The organism is Neisseria sp. HMSC074B07 (assembly GCF_001810355.1).
Lineage (GTDB): Bacteria > Pseudomonadota > Gammaproteobacteria > Burkholderiales > Neisseriaceae > Neisseria.
Genome location: NZ_KV800908.1, coordinates 96,122 through 115,544 on the forward strand (window position 1 = coordinate 96,122; position 19,423 = coordinate 115,544).

The window sequence follows — 19,423 nt, forward strand, 5'->3', positions numbered from 1 at the left end:
CGCGGGTTCGAGCCCCGTCCGCCGCGCCAAATTTCAAAAATACTGACATCGTCGGTATTTTTTATTTTCGGGTGATTAGCTCAGTTGGTAGAGCGTCTGCCTTACAAGCAGAATGTCGGCGGTTCGACTCCGTCATCACCCACCAAGTTTCCTTTCATTGTTGCAAAACAATGATGCGCGGTGGTAGCTCAGTTGGTTAGAGTACCGGCCTGTCACGCCGGGGGTCGCGGGTTCGAGCCCCGTCCGCCGCGCCAAATTTTAAAAATACCGGCTTTTGCCGGTATTTTTTTGCGTGTAAGAAACGAACGTAGAAAAAGAGCGGTATTTAGTTTTTCAGACGACGTGCATTAGGAAGGTCGTCTGAAAAGCTTCAATCAGCGTTCTCATCGCGTTTATCATACTTTCTCAGGAAAATCACTGTCCAAATCAAGCTGATTAAAATACTGCCAAAAAAGGCAATCTCAAAGAAAACAACCAAATCCCCGAGGCAGCCGACTCCGCAATTTCCGCTATTACTGCTCAGAAAATCATTAATATAAGCGACAACATAAAGAATTGCCACAAACTCAGGAATAGCCATCAACCAAATACCTAAAACATTCAACCATTTCATCAGCGTTTTTCAACCTCGTTTTTTTCCATTTTAGGCAGTATAGATGACGGTATGACAGAAGACAATGCTCCTGCAATGGCCACATACAGACTAAACAACCTGAATACTGAAAAAGAAAAATCCTGCAACAACATCTGAACGAGAATGAACGGAAAAACCAATAATAAAATGCCGCAAAACCTGCCGCTTTCAGACGACCTACTAGACTGTTGAGGCTTAACCCAATCTGCAGTTAATGCTTCGATAACTACATGAAAGCAGGTATCGAATTATTGATGTTTTTCTTGAAGAAATTGATTAAAGTTTAAAAAAAAAGCTATTCAATGCTATTTCTTCATCTTGATAGAGCAGAAATAGCAATTTGTCCCATGAAACGCTATATTGATCAATGTTGAACTTTTCTTGAATCCAATCGGCAAACTCTATCAGTATTTCTGAATTCTCTGTTTGTTTAGGATTTCTAAAATGCCAACCATCTAGAAAAGCTTTTAAGCAAAAAATACTATTGCGTCCAATATACATTGCCGGCCTTTTTTCTATTTCTAAAATAAGCTTTACAATGTTATTTTGCATTTTTAGTCTTTCTTAAAAAACACCGAATGCTCCATAATCTTTCTTCGTAAACTCTGAGAACAGCATTTACTCTGCCTCACGCTGCACTACAAGATTCGTATCCCTTTTCTTTTTTAAAAGGTCGTCTGAAAACGAAATTCGCGAAGTAAATTACCGTTTACTCCTACAAAAACCCCTCTTCCCGCAAAAATTTCTCCAGCCTCTCCGCAAATGCCCTATACCCCGCAGCGTTAGCGTGTATTTGGTCGGATTTCAACTTTTCATCACTCAAAATTTCAGACCATGCGCCGCCGAACAAGAGAATTTTGTATTGTTCGGCAAGCTCCTGATAAAGCGGATGATCGCTCAAATGACCGAACAATGCGCCGACACTCAAGTGCGGTACGCCAACCAAGACGGCGGGAATATTTTCTTTCTGCACTGTTTCGATGATTTCGGCAATATTGGCGCGGGTTTCAGCTTCGGGAAATTTACGCAAGAAGTCGTTGCCGCCTATGCCGATAATCACAAGCTTGGGTTGGCGTTGCAACAGCGTGGGCAGGCGCGACAGGGCTTGTGCGGAGGTATCGCCGGAAATGCCGCCATTGATGATGTCCCAACCGGTCAGCTTTTGCAATTGTGCAGGATAGGATTCGGCAGGACTCGCGCCATAGCCGTAGGTCAACGAGTCGCCCAAAGCAAGTACGGTACTTCCTGCGGCAATTTTCGTCTGCTTCTTGCCGGATTTAACGCCGCAAGCTGCAAGCAGTAAAACGCTTGTGTAAGTAAGAAATTTTCTTCGTGTGAGCATATTTTGTTTCTGATTTTCTAAAGTATTACGGAAGCTGCTGCGTTAATTTTGCACATCTTCATCTTCAAACCGAAAGCTGATTGGAATGTTAACCTGTGACCAAACAGGTTTTCCGTTTTCTACGCTAGGCAGAAAAATATTTCCCATTACACCTTTCCTTGCCGCATTATCCAACCTGCGGAAACGCGAACTTTCCACTACCTTGACACTGTCCAATTGACCCTCCGGCGAAACTACACCCCCCAATATAACTGTACCCTCTTCCCCATTTTCCTCCGACAACGGAGGATAGGGTATGGAGGTCATCTGACGGTACATACCGCCTTTATAGTTGTCATTTTCACCATAGAGCAAGTAAATATGTTCCGCATAAGACGGAACGTTTTGACACACGCTCTGCACCTCGCCGTTTGCATCGGTTTGATTAGAGCAAGTTTTAGCAGGTTCATATCGCTTCGGACGCTTCTGCGTTAATGCAGCTTTGCACAATGCGCTTCCTGCCGACTGATCTCGGCACACTGCGCCATCAACCCTGCCTTTTTCATTAATGACGGACAACACCGGCAACACGCCGCCCTTACGCCTGTCAGGTGTCGGAACAACCGCAACCTGTGGCTTTACCGCCTGCGGACGTTTTAAGATTTCTTCGACAGGCGGCAGTTTTTTGTCCGACATGGTGGAACATGCAGTCAGAAGAGTGGACAGTATCAAAAGTGTTAAAGCGGATGGTTTGAACATGTTCATTTTTTGTTTTCTTTATGTTTGATGATTTATCTTGTGGCGTGATTAAAAAGATTATGACATAGAAAATATGGAAAAGCTGAATTTCAAAGGACAAAGTTTGCCTCAAGGTCGTCTGAAAATAGTTATAGTGGATTAACTTTAAACCAGTACGGCGTTGCCTCGCCTTGCCGTACTATCTGTACTGTCTGCGGCTTCGTCGCCTTGTCCTGATTTTTGTTAATCCACTATATTTTTGAAACCGGCAAAGCAAGTTGCCTCAAAACCCGTTTTCAGACGACCTCTGCCCATTTTGGATGGCATTCTAAAACTTCTTGATAAACCGGACAGCTTTCAATATGCGCGCCGGGCAGGTAGCCGGTGCTCATTAAAAATTCGCCGACAATTTCGCCGCCGACAAATTTGAAATGTTTTTTAAACAGCTTCACCCACTCGGCTTTATCGAGCGGATGGTGCGCATCGAGCCATTTTTTAAACGAACCGTATTCCCGCTGCAACTTTTTGATTTGTCGGGCGTTGTAAATGGCGGCATTGATTTTCAGGCGGTTGCGGACGATGCCTGCGTCGGCAAGCAGGCGTTCGATGTCGGCTTCGTCGAATGCGGCGACAGTGTCAATGTCGAAATCTTTAAATGCAGCCCGAAACGCCTGTTGTTTCTTCAGCATCAACGTCCAGCTCAAACCCGCCTGATTGATTTCCAACACCAGCCGTCCGAACAACTCATTGTCGTCTGAAATCGGAAAACCGTATTGCTTATCATGGTAATGTTTGTTCGGATTGTCCGTATCGTTTGGGAGGGCGGCAACAAATTCGCAGTAATTCATGTTTTATCGGTCAAGCGCAACAAAGGTCGTCTGAAAACCTAAAACGGGGTTTCAGACGACCTTTCACAATCGAAACGCGGCAATATGCCTGCCGCGCAAGTTTAAAATCAATCCACTTCGCCTGCGTATTGCTCTGCGGTCAGCAGGCCGTCGTAGTCGGCAGGATTGGCAGGTTTGATTTTGAAGAACCAGCCTGCGCCGTATGGGTCGCTGTTGGCAGTTTCCGGCGCACTGGGCAAATCTTCGTTGACGGCGACGACTTCGCCTGCAATCGGTGCGTACACGTCGGACGCTGCTTTCACCGACTCAACCACACCGGCTTGTTCTTCGGCAGCCAGGTTTGCGCCGACTTCGGGCAGCTCGACGAACACGATGTCGCCCAACAACTCTTGCGCGTGGTGGGTAATGCCGACGGTGATGATACCGTCTTCTTCAAGGCGCAGCCATTCGTGGCTGGCAACGTATTTCAGTTCGGCTGGGATGTTGTTGCTCATGGTTTGATTCTCCATTGGTTTTGATTTAGAACTAGAAACGATACTGCTAATCTACTTGAAACACTGTTCAATAATTTTTAGTAAGGAATATATTGCCTATCCAAAGGCTGAAGGACATCGGCTGTTAACACCAAACATTTTTGAGAAGCAAGCAGCAACTCTTCTTCAGTATGCTTCCCGTAAAACTCTACAGACTTAGGGCAAAACACTTTTACCTCGCCCAAATTCCACGCCATATAACCATACAGCGCATTCTTTTGGAGTTTATTTTTCGGCTGAGCGCATTTATTTTTTTCGTCATCAAAATCTATCCCTTCAAAAGGCACTTCTCTCGTGAAGTTTTTCTTAATATATTCCATCCCTTCGGTTGTCATGCCATTAACCCCAATACCGTGTAATTCAAAATCTTCTTTTCTTTGATATTTATTACTTATTATATACCAACCGGAGTCTTTTGGAATTTCTATAAATCTAATGGGATACAACAACTTTTGTGGAATGTCATCCGTAAAAAAAGCAATAGATACCCAATAGACAAGACAAAATAAAATAGGAAAGCCATAGTAAACAATTTTATTTGTAATTTTATTTTTATTATCATTGATTTTATTTTTATTGTCATTTAACAATGCCGCTGCAACCAAAGAATTTGCTGCAACAAGAATTAATGAACAGATTAAAAACAGCCACTGAAAATTTTCATCGTCAATCCAATTCGCAGCAATGCTCAGAACTACAACTAGTAACAAAAAAAAAGTTAACAATGCAACAAGAATTGAAAATAAAACTATATTTTTCAATGAATTGGTTGAGTATATTCCCTTTAATTCTTTAATCATTCTATTTTTTTTAACTATTCTTTTTTTGCTATAATGCCAAGAAATAAGAAAAACTACAGCAGGTAAAAAAATAGAAAATATAAAAATTCCGAATACAGCAACTTCTCCACAGTTGCTATCACGCCATTCTTTTGATGTGTAAAATGCAATAACAATCAATATTAAAAAACCAATTATTGGAAATATACTAGATACAAGAAATACTAACCGCTCCATTAGCCTCTTTATTAATACTCCTTCATCATTTGCTATAACAGTTAACTGATAAGGAGCTAATAACGATAAATAGATAAATGAACTGATAAAACCAAATACAAATAATATTGCTAAAACGCTATACGGTTGACTAACTATACTTGTAAAAATACCTAACTGATTAATGTAATCAAGATATTTATAAATCACAATAAAACCAAATACCATACCCAATATGGTACCCAATTTTATAATACCTAAAAAAACATTTAAAGATTTATCAATTTTCTCTAAATTTATCTCCGTCATATTAAACTACTCCGTCAAACAACCCCTCATTTTCAGCTTTCAGACGACGTTTACTAATTTAAATCTGGTTCGTTACTACCTTTAATGTATCAGAGGATTTTAAATCTTTTTTTTGTTTTTTGACAAAAATCGAAACTACTTAGACTTCAACTTCTACTATGTTTTTTTTTAGAAAAACGAACGTAAAGCATCTATCAGGAATACAAGTTGTAAACATCGTCTGAAAACAAGAAAACAGGTTCTACGAAGCAAACACAGTAAGTTTCACTAAATACTACCTGCCTAATCGGACTGCATCAGTCAAACTGTTTCTGTCCGTTGCGTACAAACGGCAGCTTCAATACGCGCACGTCCACCTCTTTGCCGCGTATCAGCACTTTGGCGGTATCGCCGTCAAAATCTTTCGGAACGCGGGCGATGGCGATGGATTGTTTCAGGCTGGGCGAGAATACGCCGCTGGTGGTTTCGCCTTTGCCTTTGTCGGTCAACACTTCCATATGCGCGCGCAGGATGCCGCCTTTTTCGAGCAGTAAACCGACTTGTTTGACGGCAACTCCTTTTTCTTTCAATGCCAACAAAGCGGCTTTGCCGACGAAATCGCGGTTTTCGTCTTTCAAATCAACCGTCCAACCCATGCCTGCTTCGAGCGGGCTGGTGTCGTCGTCCATATCGTTGCCGTAGAGGTTCATGCCGGCTTCCATGCGCAGGGTGTCGCGCGCGCCGAGACCGCAGGGCTGTACGCCGGCTTGTTGCAGGGCTTTGAAAAATGCGACGGCTTCAGTGCCGGGCAGGATGACTTCGACGCCGTCTTCGCCGGTGTAGCCGGTGCGGGCGACAAACCAGTCGTTGCCCAAATCCGCGCCTTGGAACGGTTTCAGGTTGTGGACGACATCCGCCCATTCGGGTTTGACGGTCAGGAGTTTTTCAATGGCTTTAGGACCTTGTACGGCAAGCATACCGAGGTCGTAGCGCGGGTTGAAGGCGACGCCGAATTCTTGTCCGACTTTGTGAAACTGGGCGGTGTCTTTTTCGCGGGTCGCGCCGTTGGACACGATGCGGTATTGGGTTTCGGCTTCGTTGGTGCGGTAAACGATCAAGTCGTCAATCACGCCGCCGTTGTCGTTGAGCAGCGCGGAATAAAGGGCTTTGCCGACGAAGGCGAGTTTGGCAACGTCGTTGGCAATCAGTTTGCGGAAAAAGGCTTTGGCGTTCGCTCCGGCGACATCGGTAACGAGCATATGGGATACGTCGAACATGCCGGCGTCGGTGCGCACGGCTTCGTGTTCGGCGATTTGCGAACCATAATGGATGGGCAGCTCCCAGCCGGCAAAATCGACCAGCTTCGCGCCTGCATCTTGATGGGCTTGGTGAAACGGGGTGGTTTTCAGGGCAGTCATTCTCAGCTTCTCCGGATTTATTGTTCAGATGCCGTCCGCACAAGATGCGCGGAAGACCCTATCTGTCCTTGAACCTGAGATTTTCGGCATACCCGCTTGATGGCAAACCAGTCTGCTCACTGCTTTGCGCGGTTGTCTGAATGGTGGTTCAGACGGCCTTCTCCCCTTCGGTGGGTGCGAGCGCACCGCTCTCCAGATGTTTTATTTCAATGTGCAGTCCCTGTTGCCTGAGCGATTTAAGGGCATCTGCGCCTTCGGCGGCTACATGTAACCTGATGTAGCTCTCTCCTGCACATGCCCCGATTATGGCTTGAAAAGGCGGTTTGGGCAAGCCGTCTTTTATATGGTTGCCATTCGTTTTGCCCGGATTGACTAAACCCTGTTTGCAGATATGAAATTAAATCAATTTGTTTGCATCCATACTTTTTAACACAGATTATTTTCAAAAATACTTTTTCATTGGTTGATTGTATGTTAAGTAAATGTTATTTGTTATATACTCTGCCTAACTGGTCAATCTGAGCGCTCACACGAACGCTATCCGACTAATTTCCATCTTATACAGCAACAGGGAGCAAACTAAATGACACCGATAACCTTGGATAAAACCGACCTTAAAATCTTACAAGTCCTACAAGAAAACGGCAGATTGACCAATGTCGAATTATCCGAGCGGATCGCGCTTTCCCCCTCCCCCTGCCTGCGCCGCCTGAAGCAATTGGAAGACGCGGGCATCATCCGCCAATATGCCGCCCTGCTCTCCCCCGCAGCCGTCCATTTGGGCTTACAGGCATTTATCCGCGTTTCCATCAGCAAAGCAAAAGATGCGCGTGAAGACTTTGCGCAATCGGTGCAAGAATGGCCCGAAGTATTGAGCTGCTTCGCCCTGACCGGCGAAACCGACTACCTGCTCCATGCGTTTTTTACCGATATGAACTCATTTTCCCATTTCGTTTTGGATACGCTCCTGTCTCATCACGGCGTACAGGACGCGCAGTCTAGCTTCGTGTTGAAAGAAATCAAAAACACAACCGCCCTGCCGCTGGGACACCTCATCCCCGATTAAAGGCAAAACGCAAAGGTCGTCTGAAAACGTAAACCCTGTATTTCTCAGCGTTTTCATTTTCAGACGACCTTTTTCCGTCCTAACGGCGATATCCTGAGAGCAGAGAATTTCATGCTATACTTGAGAACTATTTTTAATTAAATCAAATCCTAATTCCCGCATGACTACCCCTGACTCCGCCACCGTAACCGACCACACCCGCCAATGGCTCGAAAAAGCCGTCATCGGACTCAACCTCTGCCCCTTCGCCAAAGCGCCGCACGTCAAAAACCTCGTGCGCATCAGCGTCAGCCAAGCCCGCCATCTGGACGGTTTCCTCGAAGACTTAGACCGAGAATTGCAGCTTTTGGGCGATACGCCCGCCGACGAGCTGGAAACCACCCTGCTTGTCCACCCGACCCTTTTTCCCAACTTCGACACCTTCAACCAAATGCTCGACATTGCCGATGCCGCCGTTGTGGACAACGGTTTGGAAGGCATTGTCCAAATCGCCCCGTTTCATCCCGATTTCCAATTTGAAGGCACGGATTCAGACGACATCGGCAACTACACCAACCGCTCGCCCTACCCCACCCTGCACCTCATCCGCGAAGACAGCATCGCCAAAGCCGCACAAGCCTTCCCCGACGCCTCCGCCATTTTCGAGCGCAACATCGCCCTGCTCGAAAAAATGGGACACGAAGGCTGGGACAAGCTCGATATTCCCCGCTGCCCGTTTGATCACGGCAAAACCAAAGCATCCGAATAAGATTTCCAACAAAATAACATGATTCGCTACTTACTCATCTTTTGCGGCGCAGTTTCCTTTCTCTTAGGCATCATCGGCATTTTTCTGCCGATTATGCCCACCACCCCCTTCATCATCCTTGCCGCCGCCTGCTGGGCAAGAGCCTCGCCCCGCTTCCACCGCTGGCTGCACCAACACCGCTATTTCGGCCCCATGATACAAAACTGGGAAAACAACGGCGCCGTCCCGCGCAAAGCCAAAATCTTCGCCATCAGCATGATGAGCCTATCCTGCATCTTCATGTTTTGGCGCTTTCCCGAAAAATGGTGGATAGGCGCGGCATCCACATTGGGCTGCGGCTGCGTCGCCGTCTGGATGTGGCTGCGTCCCGAACCCTGATTCGTATCCAAAACACAAGGTCGTCTGAAAACGCAGTTTCCGTTCCGAAACCGTATTTTCAGACGACCTTTTGTCATTTCAAACCATCGGTTTTAAAATATCCGCAACACAAACTGCCAAAAGGAAAACCGCCATGGCACAATTCTTCGCCATCCACCCCGACAACCCGCAGGAACGCCTGATCAAACAGGCCGCCGACATCGTCCGCAGCGGCGGAGTCATCGTGTACCCCACCGACTCCTGCTATGCGCTCGGCTGCAAACTCGGCGACAAAGCCGCGATGGAACGCATCCTCGCCATCCGCAAAATCGACTTGAAACACCACCTGACCCTCATGTGCGCCGATTTGAGCGAATTGGGCACTTACGCCAAAGTCGACAACGCCCAATTCCGCCAGCTCAAAGCCGCCACTCCCGGCAGCTACACCTTCATCCTGCAAGCCACCAAAGAAGTCCCCAACCGCACGCTGCACCCGAAACGCAAAACCATAGGCCTGCGCGTTCCCGACAACAACATCGCCCTGAGCCTGTTGCAGGAATTGGGCGAGCCGCTGCTCAGTTGCACCCTGATGCTGCCTGAAGACGACGAGCCGCTGACCGATCCTTACGAAATCCGCGACCGCCTCGAACACAGCGTCGATTTGGTCATTGACGGCGGCTGGTGCGGTACCGAGCCAACCACCGTCATCGACATGACCAACGGCACGGAACTCATCCGCCAAGGCAAAGGCGACACCGCCCTATTCGGTCTGTAAACCCCAAAAACCAAAAGGTCGTCTGAAAACCCAAATCGGTTTTCAGACGACCTTTTGACATTGCCCTAGCCGAAAACAATCGGCTTATTCGAAAATCAACGATGCTGCGGGTTGTAGCGGTTTTCCAAGCGCAGGAACACCCAGCCCAAGAAAGTCGTCATCATGAGATAAATCAGCGCGACGGTATAGAGCGGTTCTTCATAAACGGAATAGCGGCCGCTAATCGTACTTTGCACATAAGCCAGCTCCGCCACGGCGATAACGGACAACAGCGAGCTGTCTTTCAAGAGCGTAATAAATTCGCTGGCAAGCGGCGGAAGCATACGGCGCAGCGCCTGCGGAAGAATCACATAACGCATTGCCTGCGGATAAGTCAGCCCCAGCGAACGCGCCGCTTCCATCTGACCGCGGTCGATGGACTGGATGCCCGCGCGGAAAATCTCGCAGATATACGCGCCGGAGTTGGCAATCAAAGCAAGCGAACCGGCAATCAGCGCGCCGTAAGAGCGTCGGATTTCCACCGCCTCGTCGCCGTTGATCAGCAAACCGTCGGTAGGATGGACGAAAAACGGGAACCAAACGTAAGACCAAATCACAATCTGCACAAACAGCGGCGTACCGCGGAACAGCGTTACATACAGCAGCGAAACCTTACGCAAAACCCAAGCCAGCGCGCGCATGGGCGCACCCGCCTTTTCCAGATGGATCAAGCGCGCCAGCGCGAGCAGCAGACCCAATACGGAGCCGCCCGCCGTCGCCACTACGGTCAAGCCCAGCGTCGTCAGCGCGCCGTAGAAAAACATCCAGCGGTATTCGTAAATAATGTCAAACCGAAAATCCATACTCGTCCGCCTGTCTAAAACTCCGGGAAACGGTTTGCGGCAGCCGCCCGATTCCCGAACATTGGAAAAATGAAACTCGATATTTTACAAGAAAATACATTCTTTGAATGCCTTTTTGTTAAATTAATCGGGTTGCCGTCCGTTTTTTACATTTCCCCGCCCGTCGCGACTATCCGCCCACTGCCACTCAGAAACCTGTTTTCCTCTGAAAAAACAACGCAAAACAATCCCGATATGTCGCCGCAAAATTGACCGTCCCGACAAAAAGGCGGATAATCCGCCCATCCTTAAAACACCTTTTCAGACGACCTTTCCCCGTGATTCAAAAGGTCGTCTGAAACCTTTTATAAAGCACAAACATGAAAGCACCCGAACTCCTCCTTCCCGCCGGCGGCCTCGAACGTATGCGCGCCGCCTACGATTACGGCGCAGACGCCGTTTATGCCGGCAGCCCTCGTTACTCCCTGCGCGCCCGCAACAACGAATTTGCCAAACTCGACGTCCTCGAGCAAGGCATTAAAGAAGCGCACGAGCGCAACAAAAAATTCTTTTTGACCGTCAACACCCTGCCGCACAATTCCAAACTCAAAACCTTCGTCGCCGACATGGAGCCGCTGATTGCCATGAAACCCGACGCGCTGATTATGGCGGATCCGGGGTTGATTATGACCGTGCGCGAAAAATGGCCCGAAATGCCGATCCACCTGTCCGTACAGGCCAACACCACCAACTACTGGGGCGTGAAATTCTGGCAGAACATCGGCGTCGAGCGCATCATCCTGTCGCGCGAATTGAGCATGGAAGAAATCGCCGAAATCCGCCAAGAATGCCCCGACATCGAACTCGAAGTCTTCATCCACGGCGCATTGTGCATCGCCTACTCAGGCCGTTGCCTATTGTCGGGCTATTTCAACCACCGTGACCCCAACCAAGGCACCTGTACCAACTCCTGCCGCTGGGATTACAAAGTCCACAACGCCACTGAAAGCGATGCGGGCGACGCCCAGCTTCTGCAAGGTTTCAACTTTGAAAAAGCCCAAGAAGAAGCCAACCAAAACTTCGAAGGCATCAACGGTCAGAAACGCCACCCCTACGCCGACAAAGTCTTCCTGATTGAAGAGTCCAACCGCCCCGGCGAAATGATGCCGATTATGGAAGACGAACACGGCACCTACATCATGAATTCCAAAGACCTGCGCGGTATCGAAGTCGTTGAGAAACTCGCCAAAATCGGCGTGGACAGCCTCAAAGTCGAAGGCCGCACCAAGTCGCTCTACTATGTCGCCCGCGTCGCCCAGTCCTACCGCAAAGCGATTGACGATGCCGTTGCAGGCCGTCCGTTTGACTATGGCTTGTTGAGCGAACTCGAAGGCCTCGCCAACCGCGGCTACACCAGCGGCTTCCTCGAACGCCACCAAACCCAAGACTATCAAAACTACCTCAGCGGCCATTCCACCGCCAAACAAAGCCAATACGTCGGACACGTTACTGAAATCGACGCCGAAGGCTGGGCAACGGTGGAAGTCAAAAACCGCTTTGCCGTCGGCGACACCTTGGAAATCATCCATCCCGAAGGCAACCAAACCGTTACGCTGGAACAAATGACCCGCAAAGGCGCAGCCATCGAAGTCGCCCCGGGCAACGGCATCCAAGTCAAAATCCCGAATATGCAGGGCAAAGAAAAAGCCTTGCTGGCACGGGTCATCAAATAATCATGAGGTCGTCTGAAAATTTTCAGACGACCTTTTGTCTTTTGTTAAGGAATTGTATGAACGAAGAAACCAAACAGGCGGCTCAGACCATAGGTCGTCTAAAACGGAAAGCCAGCGATGAAGAAAGGCTGCAAGGCTGGCGTGAAACCTGCGCCGAACAAGGGTTAAGCGGCGAATTTATCCTGACTGCGAAGCTCAACGGCGCGGCTTATACCGAGGAAGAAGCCCGCATGGTAGCGGAGCTTTTCGGCAAATAAACTGACAATTTATTATTTTAAAATTACAAATCATATCAAAACTTGACAAAGTTACCGATTTCGATTATAGTCGTATCTGAGTTAACATTGCCGATTTGACACAGCTTGCGGGCATAAACAGCTAAAGCGTATTTTCATTTTCTGCTGTTTTTATTCCTTTCTTTATATCCAAGCCCGTTGTGTACAGCATCGGGCTTCTTTTTTTTCCGGAAGTATCAGGAAGTATTTATGATTATTTTGGACAACGTTTCCAAACATTACCAAACGCGCGACAAAACCCGTTTTGCCGCCGTCGAGCCGACCAGCCTCGAAATCCAAGACGGCGAAATCTTCGGCCTGATGGGCTATTCCGGCGCGGGCAAATCCACCCTGTTGCGCCTGATTAACCTGTTGGAACGTCCCGACAGCGGCAAGGTCAATGTGTGCGGACAAGAGCTGACCGCGCTCGATGCCGCAGCATTGCGTCAGGCGCGGCAGAATATCGGCATGGTGTTTCAGCAGTTCAATCTTTTGAGCAACCGCACCGTCGCCGACAATGTTGCCTTTCCTTTGGAAATCGCCGGATGGTCGTCTGAAAAAATCAAAGAACGTGTTAAAGAATGCCTTGAAATCGTCGGCTTGACCGAACGCGCAGATCACTACCCCGCCCAGCTTTCCGGCGGACAAAAACAGCGCGTCGGCATTGCCCGTGCACTCGCGCCCAAACCCCAAGTCATCCTCGCCGACGAACCCACTTCCGCCCTCGACCCCGCCACCACGCGCAGCGTCTTGGAATGTCTGGAAGACATCAACAAACGCTTCAACGTTACCATCGTCATCGTAACCCACGAAATGAGCGTCATCCGCCGCTTGTGTGACCGCGCTGCCCTCTTGGATAAAGGAAAAGTGGTGGAAATCGTCGAAGTACGCGGCAACCAAATCCACGCCCAATCCGAAATCGGGCGCGAGCTGATTCGGGAGGACTGATATGGCAGACTTAACATTCGAACAAGCCGTTTCCACCATCGTCGGCATGAAAGACGAAATCGTCCGCGCCTTGGGCGAAACCTTCGTTATGGTCGGGTTGTCCACCACGATTGCCGTCATCTTCGGCACACTCTTGGGCGTCTTGCTTTTCGTGACTTCCAACCGCCAGCTGCATTACAACAAGCCGGTGAATTTCCTGCTCGACAACTTAGTCAACCTGATGCGCGCCTTCCCCTTCGTCATCCTGATGATTGCCATGATACCCGCCACCCGCGCCATCGTCGGCAGCACCATCGGCCCGATTGCCGCCTCGCTGGTATTGAGCGTGTCCGGCCTGTTTTACTTCGCCCGACTGGTGGAACAAAACCTGCGCGAAGTCCCCAAAGGCGTGATTGAAGCCGCCACCGCCATGGGTGCATCGCCGCTTGCCATCGTCCGCAAAGTCCTCTTGAACGAAGCGCGCGCGGGCATGGTTTCCAGCATCACCGTCCTCGCCATCGGCCTGCTCTCATACAGCGCGGCGGCAGGCATGATAGGCGGCGGCGGCTTGGGCGACCTTGCCATCCGCTACGGCTACTACCGCTACCAAACCGAAGTCATCATCTTCATCGTCGCTATCCTCGTGCTGCTCGTTATCCTGATTCAAAGCATCGGCAACGCGTTGGCGCGGAAATTGGACAAACGTTAAACCTCACAAACGTAAACAAGGTCGTCTGAAAATACACCTGATGCATTTTCAGACGACCTTTTGAGTGAAAAATACAACATGAAATCCGCCAAAAAAATTCTAATTGCCATTTATTTAGTCAATATCGGCAATATCCTTTGGTACTTTATCGGCCCCATGAACCATATGCCGAAAATATGGTACATAGGGCTGAGTATCGGCATCTTTCTTGCCCAACTCGCCATCTTGGAAAAATTAGAACACCCGCCCTCCGACGTCAACGCGCACAACAGCAAAATGATGCGTAACGATATGGGTTTCTTCATTTTATTGTGTGTCGGGCTATTGGCTGTCTTTATGGTATGGTCCCTTATCGCCTCCCCTGTCCCCATCTGGGGCATCCTTTCATTTGATGATATGGTTTCCATAGGGGAAATGAACGGATCAATTGGCACGATGGACATCAATGAAATGGGCGAAATCAGCGAGCCGGATGAAAGTGCCATGATGGCTGAAGACTATGATGATGAAATGGACGGACACGCCGTAATCGACGGAACAGATGAAATGTATGAAAGTGCCGATACCGCCTTTGATATTTCTCCGTTCGCCACCTCGTTGGATTGGCTCAAGCTCATCTCAGCCCTGACTTTTAAAGCGGGATTGATTTGGCTGTGTTACCGTTCCGCCAAAGGCCTGTACCTCACCATAAAAAACCGTCCCGTTTCCCATAAATGGATTTAAAATCCCAACTGTCCCGACGGCAGAGGCCGTCTGAAAAATCGACTTAACACTTACCAGGAGTAAAACATGCAGACAAACACCTTCTTCAAAACCCTTTCCGCCGCCGCGCTCGCCTTGATACTGGCAGCCTGCGGCGGTCAAAAAGACAGTACATCTGCCGCATCCGCCGCATCACCTGCCGCCGACAATGGCGCGAAAAAAGAAATCGTCTTCGGTACGACCGTCGGCGACTTCGGCGATATGGTCAAAGACCAAATCAAACCTGCGCTGGAGAAAAAAGGTTATACCGTCAAACTGCTTGAATTTGCCGACTACGTCCGCCCCAACCTCGCTTTGGCAGAAGGCGAACTGGACATCAACATTTTCCAGCACAAGCCTTATCTGGACGACTTCAAAAAAGAACACAAATTAGACATCACCGAAGCCTTCCAAGTACCGACCGCGCCTTTGGGCCTGTATCCGGGCAAACTGAAATCGCTGGACGAAGTCAAAGACGGCAGCAGCGTTTCCGCGCCTAACGACCCGTCCAACTTCGCCCGTGCGCTGGTCATGTTGAACGAATTGGGCTGGGTTAAGTTGAAAGACGGTGTTAATCCGCTGACTGCGTCTAAAGCCGATATCGCCGAAAATCCGAAAAACATCAAAATCATAGAGCTTGAAGCTGCACAACTGCCGCGCAGCCGCGCCGACGTCGATTTCGCCATCGTTAACGGCAATTACGCCATGAGTAGCGGCATGAAGCTGACCGAAGCCCTGTTCCAAGAACCGAGCTTCGCCTACGTCAACTGGGCAGCCGTCAAAACCGCCGACAAAGACAGCCAATGGCTCAAAGACGTAACCGAAGCCTACAACTCCGACGAGTTCAAAGCCTACGCGCGCCAACGCTTCGCAGGTTACAAATATCCTGCCGCCTGGGGTGAGAACGCAGCAGCCGGCGCAAAAGCCGAAGCCGCTTCTACTGCTTCGGCAGCAAATGCCACAGCAGCCTCCGCAGCAAACCCCGGCGCTTCCGCAGCAAAATAAACTGTAAGCCCTAAAGCAAAAGGTCGTCTGAAATCCCAAATCAGGTTTCAGACGACCTTTTTGCCGTATATGGCGAAAATATAGTGGATTAAATTTAAATCAGGATAAGGCCTAAGGAGTGGGAAATATGGCTGCGAAGGTCTCAGGTCGTCTGAAAACCTGATTTGTCAGGAATTTCAGACGACCTTTGGGTGATTGGGGGGAGTGTTTGCCAAATGTAGGAAGCTGCTGTTTTGTACTTATTGTCAGGCTCTCTCCAGCCATGCGCTCAAACCTCCTCCGTCGCGGTTTTCAAGTTTCAACGTCAGGCCGTGGAGTTTGGCGATGTGTTCGGCGATGGACAAACCCAGTCCGCTGCCTTGGGCATTTTGTCCGGCAGGACGGTAGAAACGTTCTTTAATCCGCGACAGATGTTCGGGGGCGATGCCGGTGCCTTGGTCGCGTACTTCGATACGGTTAGCGTGAAAATACAGTCCAACCTCGCTGTTTTCGGGCGAATAGCGCACAGCGTTGTCGAGCAGGTTGCGCAACATGAGTTGCAGTAGCGCGTCGTCGCCTTGCAGGAGGGGCGGCTCGGCAAGAAATTCGCGCTTGAGGCGGATGCGTTTTTCGCGGGCGGAGAGGTTGGTGTTTTGCAGCACTTGGCTGCTGAGGCTCTCCCAATTGATGGGGGCGGTATTTTTCAGGCCTTGTTCGGGATCGAGCCGTGCCAGCGTGAGCAGTTGGTTGATTAGGTGTTCGGCGCGGTTGAGGCTTTGTTGGATTTGTTGCAGGTGGTAGGGCTGTTCGGCAGTGTCGCTGAGGGCGAGGACTTCGGCCTGCACTTTCAATGCGGCAAGCGGGCTGCGCAGTTCGTGGGCAGCATCGGAGGTAAAGCGTTGTTCGCGTTCGATGCTGGTCTGAACGCGGGCGAACAGGCGGTTGAGGGCGTCGACTAGGGTTTGGGTTTCCTGCGGTACGGCGCGGCTGACGGGAGCAAGGTTGTCGGCGCGGCGTTCGGACAATTCTGATGCGAGCTCTTTCAGCGGGTAGATGCTGCGTTTGACCGCCAGATGCAGTAGCAACACCATCAGCAGCAGAACAAGCAGCGAGGCGGCAAGGTGCGCCCAAACAATGTTCCACAAAATTTCAAGGCGGTTACGCCAAGGTTGGGCGACGGCGACTGTCTGTCCGGTTTTCCCGTCGTGGTAATAGATGACGCGTAGGCTTTTTTCCTGCCAAGGCTTCCCGATGTCGGTGAAGCCGGAAATTTTGCGGAATGGAATTTCTTTACCCCTTTTGTCTGAGAGCAACAGCCTGCCGTCTGCATTCCAGACGGAAATGCCGTTTTGTTTGTCTTCTGCAAAACCGGTGTGGCCTTTGCCCAGGCTTTTTTTAACTTTAGGCAGCAGCACGGCTTTTTCCGGTTCGATGTAGGGCAGTGATTGGGCAAGGTCGCTCATCTGACTGTCGGCGGATTCATTCAGTTCGTGTAACGCCATTGCCAGTGAAACAGCGTTGGCGGCGAACCATGCCAAGAGCAGTCCGCTGCCGATATAGAGTATCAGGCGTTTGCGGATAGAAGTTTCGGGCGGAAGCTTTTTAAACATGGAACGACCTTTTTGTGCAAGGGGGCTGTTTCTTCAATTTTTGCGTTTTCAGACGACCTTAAGGCATTTCTCCGAGTTGGTAACCCAATCCGCGCTTGGTTTGAATCACGGATGAACCGATTTTTTTGCGCAGGTTGTGGATATGCACTTCGACCGCGTTGCTTTCAACTTCTTGATCCCAGCCGTATAGTTTGTCTTCGATTTGGGCGCGGCTGATGATGTGTTTCGGATTGGCGACCAGCATTTCCAGCAGCCGCCATTCGCGCGCGGTCAGGTTCAGCGGCTTGCCGCCAAGTGTGGCGGTTTGGGCGGAGGTATCCAAATACAGGCTGCCGAAGGTCAGGCCGCTGTCGCTGCGTCCGTGGCTGCGGCGCACCAAGGCATTCAGCCGTGCTTCAAGTTCTTCCAATGCAAACGGTTTGCACAGGTAATCGTCCGCGCCGCTGTTCAACCCGGTCAGGCGGTCGGGCAGCGCATCGCGTGCCGTCAGAATCAGCACGGGTAGCGTCAGACCTTGTCTGCGCCAGTGCCGCAATATTTCTATGCCGTCGATGTTCGGCAAACCCAAATCCAACACCGCTGCATCATAAGGCGCAGCCAGTGGTGCGGACTGTCCTTGAGCGCCATCTGAAAACCAGTCCACCGCCATACCGAGCTTTTTTAGCCCGGCGGCAATACCGTCGCCGATGTGCGGGTCGTCTTCCACCAGCAGGATACGCATAAAGATACTCCTGTTTGTTCGGATAAGTGCAGTGAATTCAAATCAAGACGCTCTGTCCCGCCATTTCCCGCCTTCGCAAGAAAAGGCATGGCGAAAACCGGGTGCCTCTATTTTAATTGGCTCTATATGATATGGATTGTATAGCGGATTGGCTTGAAACTCGTTTTGTTGTACTGCCTTGCTTCAAAACAATATTGTAAGGCAGGGTCGTCTGAAAACCAAAGTCGGGATGGCAATAGAACATCATGCAGACTGCCCGCTTTACCCTTGGTTTCAGGCTGAGGCCTGTCATTAAAACAGGCTGGGCTTAAGTAGAACTTAAGAAATTTGGAGGAATAAATATAAAATAAAAACAATAATTTGAATAAAATTTATAGAAAAATCTTTTTCTTAAGGTTCGCTTAAGTTTGGCTTGTTTTAATACGCTCAATCCAGCAGACACTGTTGGCAGAGTTCAAATACACAAACATTTTTATTTTTATCCGACAAAAAGGAAACATCATGAAATTCAGCAAAAAAGGTCTCATCATCGCCGTCGCAACCGCTCTGACCATCGGTACTGCCAGTGTCGGTGCATATGCCGCAGGTGCCATACCCGGAACCAAAGCCGCCGCTTTCTCCAGTAGCAAAATCAGTGCCGCCCAAGCTGTCGATTACGCAGTGGCCAAAATTCCCGGCCGCGCCATCGAAGTCGATTTCCGCCACAAAAACGGTCAGAGCTACTATAAAGTAGAAATAGTTGCCGATGACCAGAAACAAGAAGTCTTCGTCGATGCAGCCAACGGGCACATCATCGAAAGCCGCCCAGACTACGACAAAAAACCGCTCCAACCTCTGCCGAACACCAATATTTCCCTGAAACAAGCGATTGCCGCAGCCGAAGCCAAAACAGGCGGCCGCGCGAAGGATGCCGATTTGAGCTATAAAAAAGGTCCGTCGGTTTATAAAGTGGAAACCGTCAACAACATCCAAAAATACGAAGTACGCGTCGATGCCAACAGCGGTCAGGTACTGTCTTCACACATCGATTTATAAAGTAAAAACCGATTCGTGGCGACCTGTCAAAAGGTCGTCTGAAAACCCAAATCAGGTTTCAGACGACCTTTTTGCCGTATATGGCGGTCAAATTCAAATATAGTGGATTAACTAAATCAGGACAAGGCAACGAAGCCGCAGACAGT

The 19,423-nt window shown here is 49.5% G+C and carries 22 protein-coding genes, 2 tRNA genes and 1 riboswitch; of the genes, 13 read left to right on the forward strand and 11 right to left on the reverse strand.

From position 1 onward, the window contains the following. Positions 1–69 precede the first annotated feature (69 nt). Positions 70–145 (forward strand) — tRNA-Val (locus tag HMPREF2726_RS02730). Positions 146–177: 32 nt separating this feature from the next. Further along, positions 178–254, forward strand: a tRNA-Asp gene (locus tag HMPREF2726_RS02735). 116 nt (positions 255–370) lie between these two features. On the opposite strand, the gene HMPREF2726_RS02740 is transcribed toward HMPREF2726_RS02735, so the two are convergent. The 8 genes from HMPREF2726_RS02740 to gcvT form a co-directional block, all read right to left on the reverse strand. Next, the gene (locus HMPREF2726_RS02740) at positions 371–613 is read right to left on the reverse strand and encodes a hypothetical protein (protein WP_003759935.1); all 243 of its coding nucleotides are present in this window, start codon (positions 611–613) and stop codon (positions 371–373) included. 297 nt (positions 614–910) lie between these two features. Beyond that, positions 911–1,186 carry a hypothetical protein gene (locus tag HMPREF2726_RS02745; RefSeq protein WP_050804781.1) on the reverse strand — a complete coding sequence of 92 codons (276 nt, stop codon included), beginning with the start codon at positions 1,184–1,186 and terminating at the stop codon, positions 911–913. 163 nt (positions 1,187–1,349) lie between these two features. Next, a complete protein-coding gene (locus tag HMPREF2726_RS02750; RefSeq protein WP_009312304.1) occupies positions 1,350–1,976 on the reverse strand; it encodes an arylesterase in 627 nt (208 codons plus the stop codon). A 42-nt stretch (positions 1,977–2,018) separates the two neighbouring features. Then, on the reverse strand, positions 2,019–2,720 hold the full coding sequence (locus HMPREF2726_RS02755; protein WP_036529452.1) for an energy transducer TonB: 702 nt from the start codon (positions 2,718–2,720) through the stop codon (positions 2,019–2,021). A gap of 269 nt (positions 2,721–2,989) precedes the next feature. After that, positions 2,990–3,541 (reverse strand): DNA-3-methyladenine glycosylase I, encoded by a 552-nt coding sequence (locus HMPREF2726_RS02760; RefSeq protein WP_009312306.1) that lies wholly within the window; start codon positions 3,539–3,541, stop codon positions 2,990–2,992. A 107-nt stretch (positions 3,542–3,648) separates the two neighbouring features. Then, positions 3,649–4,035: a glycine cleavage system protein GcvH gene (gene gcvH / locus HMPREF2726_RS02765; RefSeq protein WP_009312307.1), complete on the reverse strand. Its 387-nt coding sequence runs from the start codon at positions 4,033–4,035 to the stop codon at positions 3,649–3,651. A gap of 77 nt (positions 4,036–4,112) precedes the next feature. Next, positions 4,113–5,378 carry a hypothetical protein gene (locus HMPREF2726_RS02770; RefSeq protein ID WP_009312308.1) on the reverse strand — a complete coding sequence of 422 codons (1,266 nt, stop codon included), beginning with the start codon at positions 5,376–5,378 and terminating at the stop codon, positions 4,113–4,115. 296 nt (positions 5,379–5,674) lie between these two features. Continuing rightward, entirely contained in the window at positions 5,675–6,775 is a 1,101-nt protein-coding gene (gene gcvT, locus HMPREF2726_RS02775) for a glycine cleavage system aminomethyltransferase GcvT (RefSeq protein ID WP_009312309.1), read from the reverse strand. A 204-nt stretch (positions 6,776–6,979) separates the two neighbouring features. Then, positions 6,980–7,076: riboswitch (glycine riboswitch) on the reverse strand. A 282-nt stretch (positions 7,077–7,358) separates the two neighbouring features. Between gcvT and HMPREF2726_RS02780 the strand changes: the two genes are divergently transcribed. The 4 genes from HMPREF2726_RS02780 (at position 7,359) to HMPREF2726_RS02795 (ending at position 9,721) form a co-directional block, all read left to right on the forward strand. Further along, positions 7,359–7,841: an Lrp/AsnC family transcriptional regulator gene (locus tag HMPREF2726_RS02780; RefSeq protein ID WP_003759951.1), complete on the forward strand. Its 483-nt coding sequence runs from the start codon at positions 7,359–7,361 to the stop codon at positions 7,839–7,841. A gap of 160 nt (positions 7,842–8,001) precedes the next feature. Continuing rightward, positions 8,002–8,589 carry a DUF1415 domain-containing protein gene (locus tag HMPREF2726_RS02785; protein WP_009312310.1) on the forward strand — a complete coding sequence of 196 codons (588 nt, stop codon included), beginning with the start codon at positions 8,002–8,004 and terminating at the stop codon, positions 8,587–8,589. Positions 8,590–8,607: 18 nt separating this feature from the next. Continuing rightward, complete coding sequence (locus HMPREF2726_RS02790) at positions 8,608–8,967, forward strand: YbaN family protein (protein ID WP_003777107.1); 360 nt, start codon at positions 8,608–8,610, stop codon at positions 8,965–8,967. Between the two features lie 133 nt (positions 8,968–9,100). After that, positions 9,101–9,721 (forward strand): L-threonylcarbamoyladenylate synthase, encoded by a 621-nt coding sequence (locus HMPREF2726_RS02795; protein ID WP_009312311.1) that lies wholly within the window; start codon positions 9,101–9,103, stop codon positions 9,719–9,721. 95 nt (positions 9,722–9,816) lie between these two features. On the opposite strand, the gene HMPREF2726_RS02800 is transcribed toward HMPREF2726_RS02795, so the two are convergent. Continuing rightward, on the reverse strand, positions 9,817–10,563 hold the full coding sequence (locus HMPREF2726_RS02800; protein WP_003768779.1) for an amino acid ABC transporter permease: 747 nt from the start codon (positions 10,561–10,563) through the stop codon (positions 9,817–9,819). Between the two features lie 359 nt (positions 10,564–10,922). Here HMPREF2726_RS02800 and yegQ point away from each other — a divergent pair, with 359 nt between their 5' ends. From yegQ to HMPREF2726_RS02835, 6 genes are all read left to right on the forward strand, one after another. Continuing rightward, positions 10,923–12,275, forward strand: a complete 1,353-nt coding sequence (gene yegQ / locus HMPREF2726_RS02810; RefSeq protein ID WP_009312312.1) for a prephenate-dependent tRNA uridine(34) hydroxylase TrhP — start codon at positions 10,923–10,925, stop codon at positions 12,273–12,275. Between the two features lie 56 nt (positions 12,276–12,331). Continuing rightward, a complete protein-coding gene (locus HMPREF2726_RS02815) occupies positions 12,332–12,532 on the forward strand; it encodes a hypothetical protein (RefSeq protein WP_003777093.1) in 201 nt (66 codons plus the stop codon). Positions 12,533–12,760: 228 nt separating this feature from the next. Next, complete coding sequence (locus HMPREF2726_RS02820; RefSeq protein WP_003759974.1) at positions 12,761–13,498, forward strand: methionine ABC transporter ATP-binding protein; 738 nt, start codon at positions 12,761–12,763, stop codon at positions 13,496–13,498. Position 13,499: 1 nt separating this feature from the next. Then, positions 13,500–14,186: a methionine ABC transporter permease gene (locus HMPREF2726_RS02825; RefSeq protein ID WP_003777092.1), complete on the forward strand. Its 687-nt coding sequence runs from the start codon at positions 13,500–13,502 to the stop codon at positions 14,184–14,186. Positions 14,187–14,264: 78 nt separating this feature from the next. Then, positions 14,265–14,909 carry a hypothetical protein gene (locus tag HMPREF2726_RS02830; RefSeq protein ID WP_009312313.1) on the forward strand — a complete coding sequence of 215 codons (645 nt, stop codon included), beginning with the start codon at positions 14,265–14,267 and terminating at the stop codon, positions 14,907–14,909. Positions 14,910–14,975: 66 nt separating this feature from the next. Next, positions 14,976–15,932 (forward strand): MetQ/NlpA family ABC transporter substrate-binding protein, encoded by a 957-nt coding sequence (locus HMPREF2726_RS02835; RefSeq protein WP_009312314.1) that lies wholly within the window; start codon positions 14,976–14,978, stop codon positions 15,930–15,932. A 245-nt stretch (positions 15,933–16,177) separates the two neighbouring features. Here the strand turns inward: HMPREF2726_RS02835 and HMPREF2726_RS02840 are convergent, their stop codons facing one another. Beyond that, positions 16,178–17,521 carry an ATP-binding protein gene (locus tag HMPREF2726_RS02840; RefSeq protein WP_009312315.1) on the reverse strand — a complete coding sequence of 448 codons (1,344 nt, stop codon included), beginning with the start codon at positions 17,519–17,521 and terminating at the stop codon, positions 16,178–16,180. 58 nt (positions 17,522–17,579) lie between these two features. Then, positions 17,580–18,242: a response regulator gene (locus tag HMPREF2726_RS02845; RefSeq protein ID WP_009312316.1), complete on the reverse strand. Its 663-nt coding sequence runs from the start codon at positions 18,240–18,242 to the stop codon at positions 17,580–17,582. A 501-nt stretch (positions 18,243–18,743) separates the two neighbouring features. Here HMPREF2726_RS02845 and HMPREF2726_RS02850 point away from each other — a divergent pair. Further along, positions 18,744–19,277, forward strand: a complete 534-nt coding sequence (locus HMPREF2726_RS02850) for a PepSY domain-containing protein (protein ID WP_070602104.1) — start codon at positions 18,744–18,746, stop codon at positions 19,275–19,277. Positions 19,278–19,423: the final 146 nt, after the last annotated feature.

What these genes read in the sequence shown, in the direction of transcription:
- HMPREF2726_RS02740 (WP_003759935.1), bottom strand. Translation starts at nt 613, where the DNA reads ATGAAATGGTTGAATGTTTTAGGTATTTGGTTGATGGCTATTCCTGAG.
- HMPREF2726_RS02745 (WP_050804781.1), bottom strand. Translation starts at nt 1,186, where the DNA reads ATGCAAAATAACATTGTAAAGCTTATTTTAGAAATAGAAAAAAGGCCG.
- HMPREF2726_RS02750 (WP_009312304.1), bottom strand. Translation starts at nt 1,976, where the DNA reads ATGCTCACACGAAGAAAATTTCTTACTTACACAAGCGTTTTACTGCTT.
- HMPREF2726_RS02755 (WP_036529452.1), bottom strand. Translation starts at nt 2,720, where the DNA reads ATGAACATGTTCAAACCATCCGCTTTAACACTTTTGATACTGTCCACT.
- HMPREF2726_RS02760 (WP_009312306.1), bottom strand. Translation starts at nt 3,541, where the DNA reads ATGAATTACTGCGAATTTGTTGCCGCCCTCCCAAACGATACGGACAAT.
- gcvH (WP_009312307.1), bottom strand. Translation starts at nt 4,035, where the DNA reads ATGAGCAACAACATCCCAGCCGAACTGAAATACGTTGCCAGCCACGAA.
- HMPREF2726_RS02770 (WP_009312308.1), bottom strand. Translation starts at nt 5,378, where the DNA reads ATGACGGAGATAAATTTAGAGAAAATTGATAAATCTTTAAATGTTTTT.
- gcvT (WP_009312309.1), bottom strand. Translation starts at nt 6,775, where the DNA reads ATGACTGCCCTGAAAACCACCCCGTTTCACCAAGCCCATCAAGATGCA.
- HMPREF2726_RS02780 (WP_003759951.1), top strand. Translation starts at nt 7,359, where the DNA reads ATGACACCGATAACCTTGGATAAAACCGACCTTAAAATCTTACAAGTC.
- HMPREF2726_RS02785 (WP_009312310.1), top strand. Translation starts at nt 8,002, where the DNA reads ATGACTACCCCTGACTCCGCCACCGTAACCGACCACACCCGCCAATGG.
- HMPREF2726_RS02790 (WP_003777107.1), top strand. Translation starts at nt 8,608, where the DNA reads ATGATTCGCTACTTACTCATCTTTTGCGGCGCAGTTTCCTTTCTCTTA.
- HMPREF2726_RS02795 (WP_009312311.1), top strand. Translation starts at nt 9,101, where the DNA reads ATGGCACAATTCTTCGCCATCCACCCCGACAACCCGCAGGAACGCCTG.
- HMPREF2726_RS02800 (WP_003768779.1), bottom strand. Translation starts at nt 10,563, where the DNA reads ATGGATTTTCGGTTTGACATTATTTACGAATACCGCTGGATGTTTTTC.
- yegQ (WP_009312312.1), top strand. Translation starts at nt 10,923, where the DNA reads ATGAAAGCACCCGAACTCCTCCTTCCCGCCGGCGGCCTCGAACGTATG.
- HMPREF2726_RS02815 (WP_003777093.1), top strand. Translation starts at nt 12,332, where the DNA reads ATGAACGAAGAAACCAAACAGGCGGCTCAGACCATAGGTCGTCTAAAA.
- HMPREF2726_RS02820 (WP_003759974.1), top strand. Translation starts at nt 12,761, where the DNA reads ATGATTATTTTGGACAACGTTTCCAAACATTACCAAACGCGCGACAAA.
- HMPREF2726_RS02825 (WP_003777092.1), top strand. Translation starts at nt 13,500, where the DNA reads ATGGCAGACTTAACATTCGAACAAGCCGTTTCCACCATCGTCGGCATG.
- HMPREF2726_RS02830 (WP_009312313.1), top strand. Translation starts at nt 14,265, where the DNA reads ATGAAATCCGCCAAAAAAATTCTAATTGCCATTTATTTAGTCAATATC.
- HMPREF2726_RS02835 (WP_009312314.1), top strand. Translation starts at nt 14,976, where the DNA reads ATGCAGACAAACACCTTCTTCAAAACCCTTTCCGCCGCCGCGCTCGCC.
- HMPREF2726_RS02840 (WP_009312315.1), bottom strand. Translation starts at nt 17,521, where the DNA reads ATGTTTAAAAAGCTTCCGCCCGAAACTTCTATCCGCAAACGCCTGATA.
- HMPREF2726_RS02845 (WP_009312316.1), bottom strand. Translation starts at nt 18,242, where the DNA reads ATGCGTATCCTGCTGGTGGAAGACGACCCGCACATCGGCGACGGTATT.
- HMPREF2726_RS02850 (WP_070602104.1), top strand. Translation starts at nt 18,744, where the DNA reads ATGAAATTCAGCAAAAAAGGTCTCATCATCGCCGTCGCAACCGCTCTG.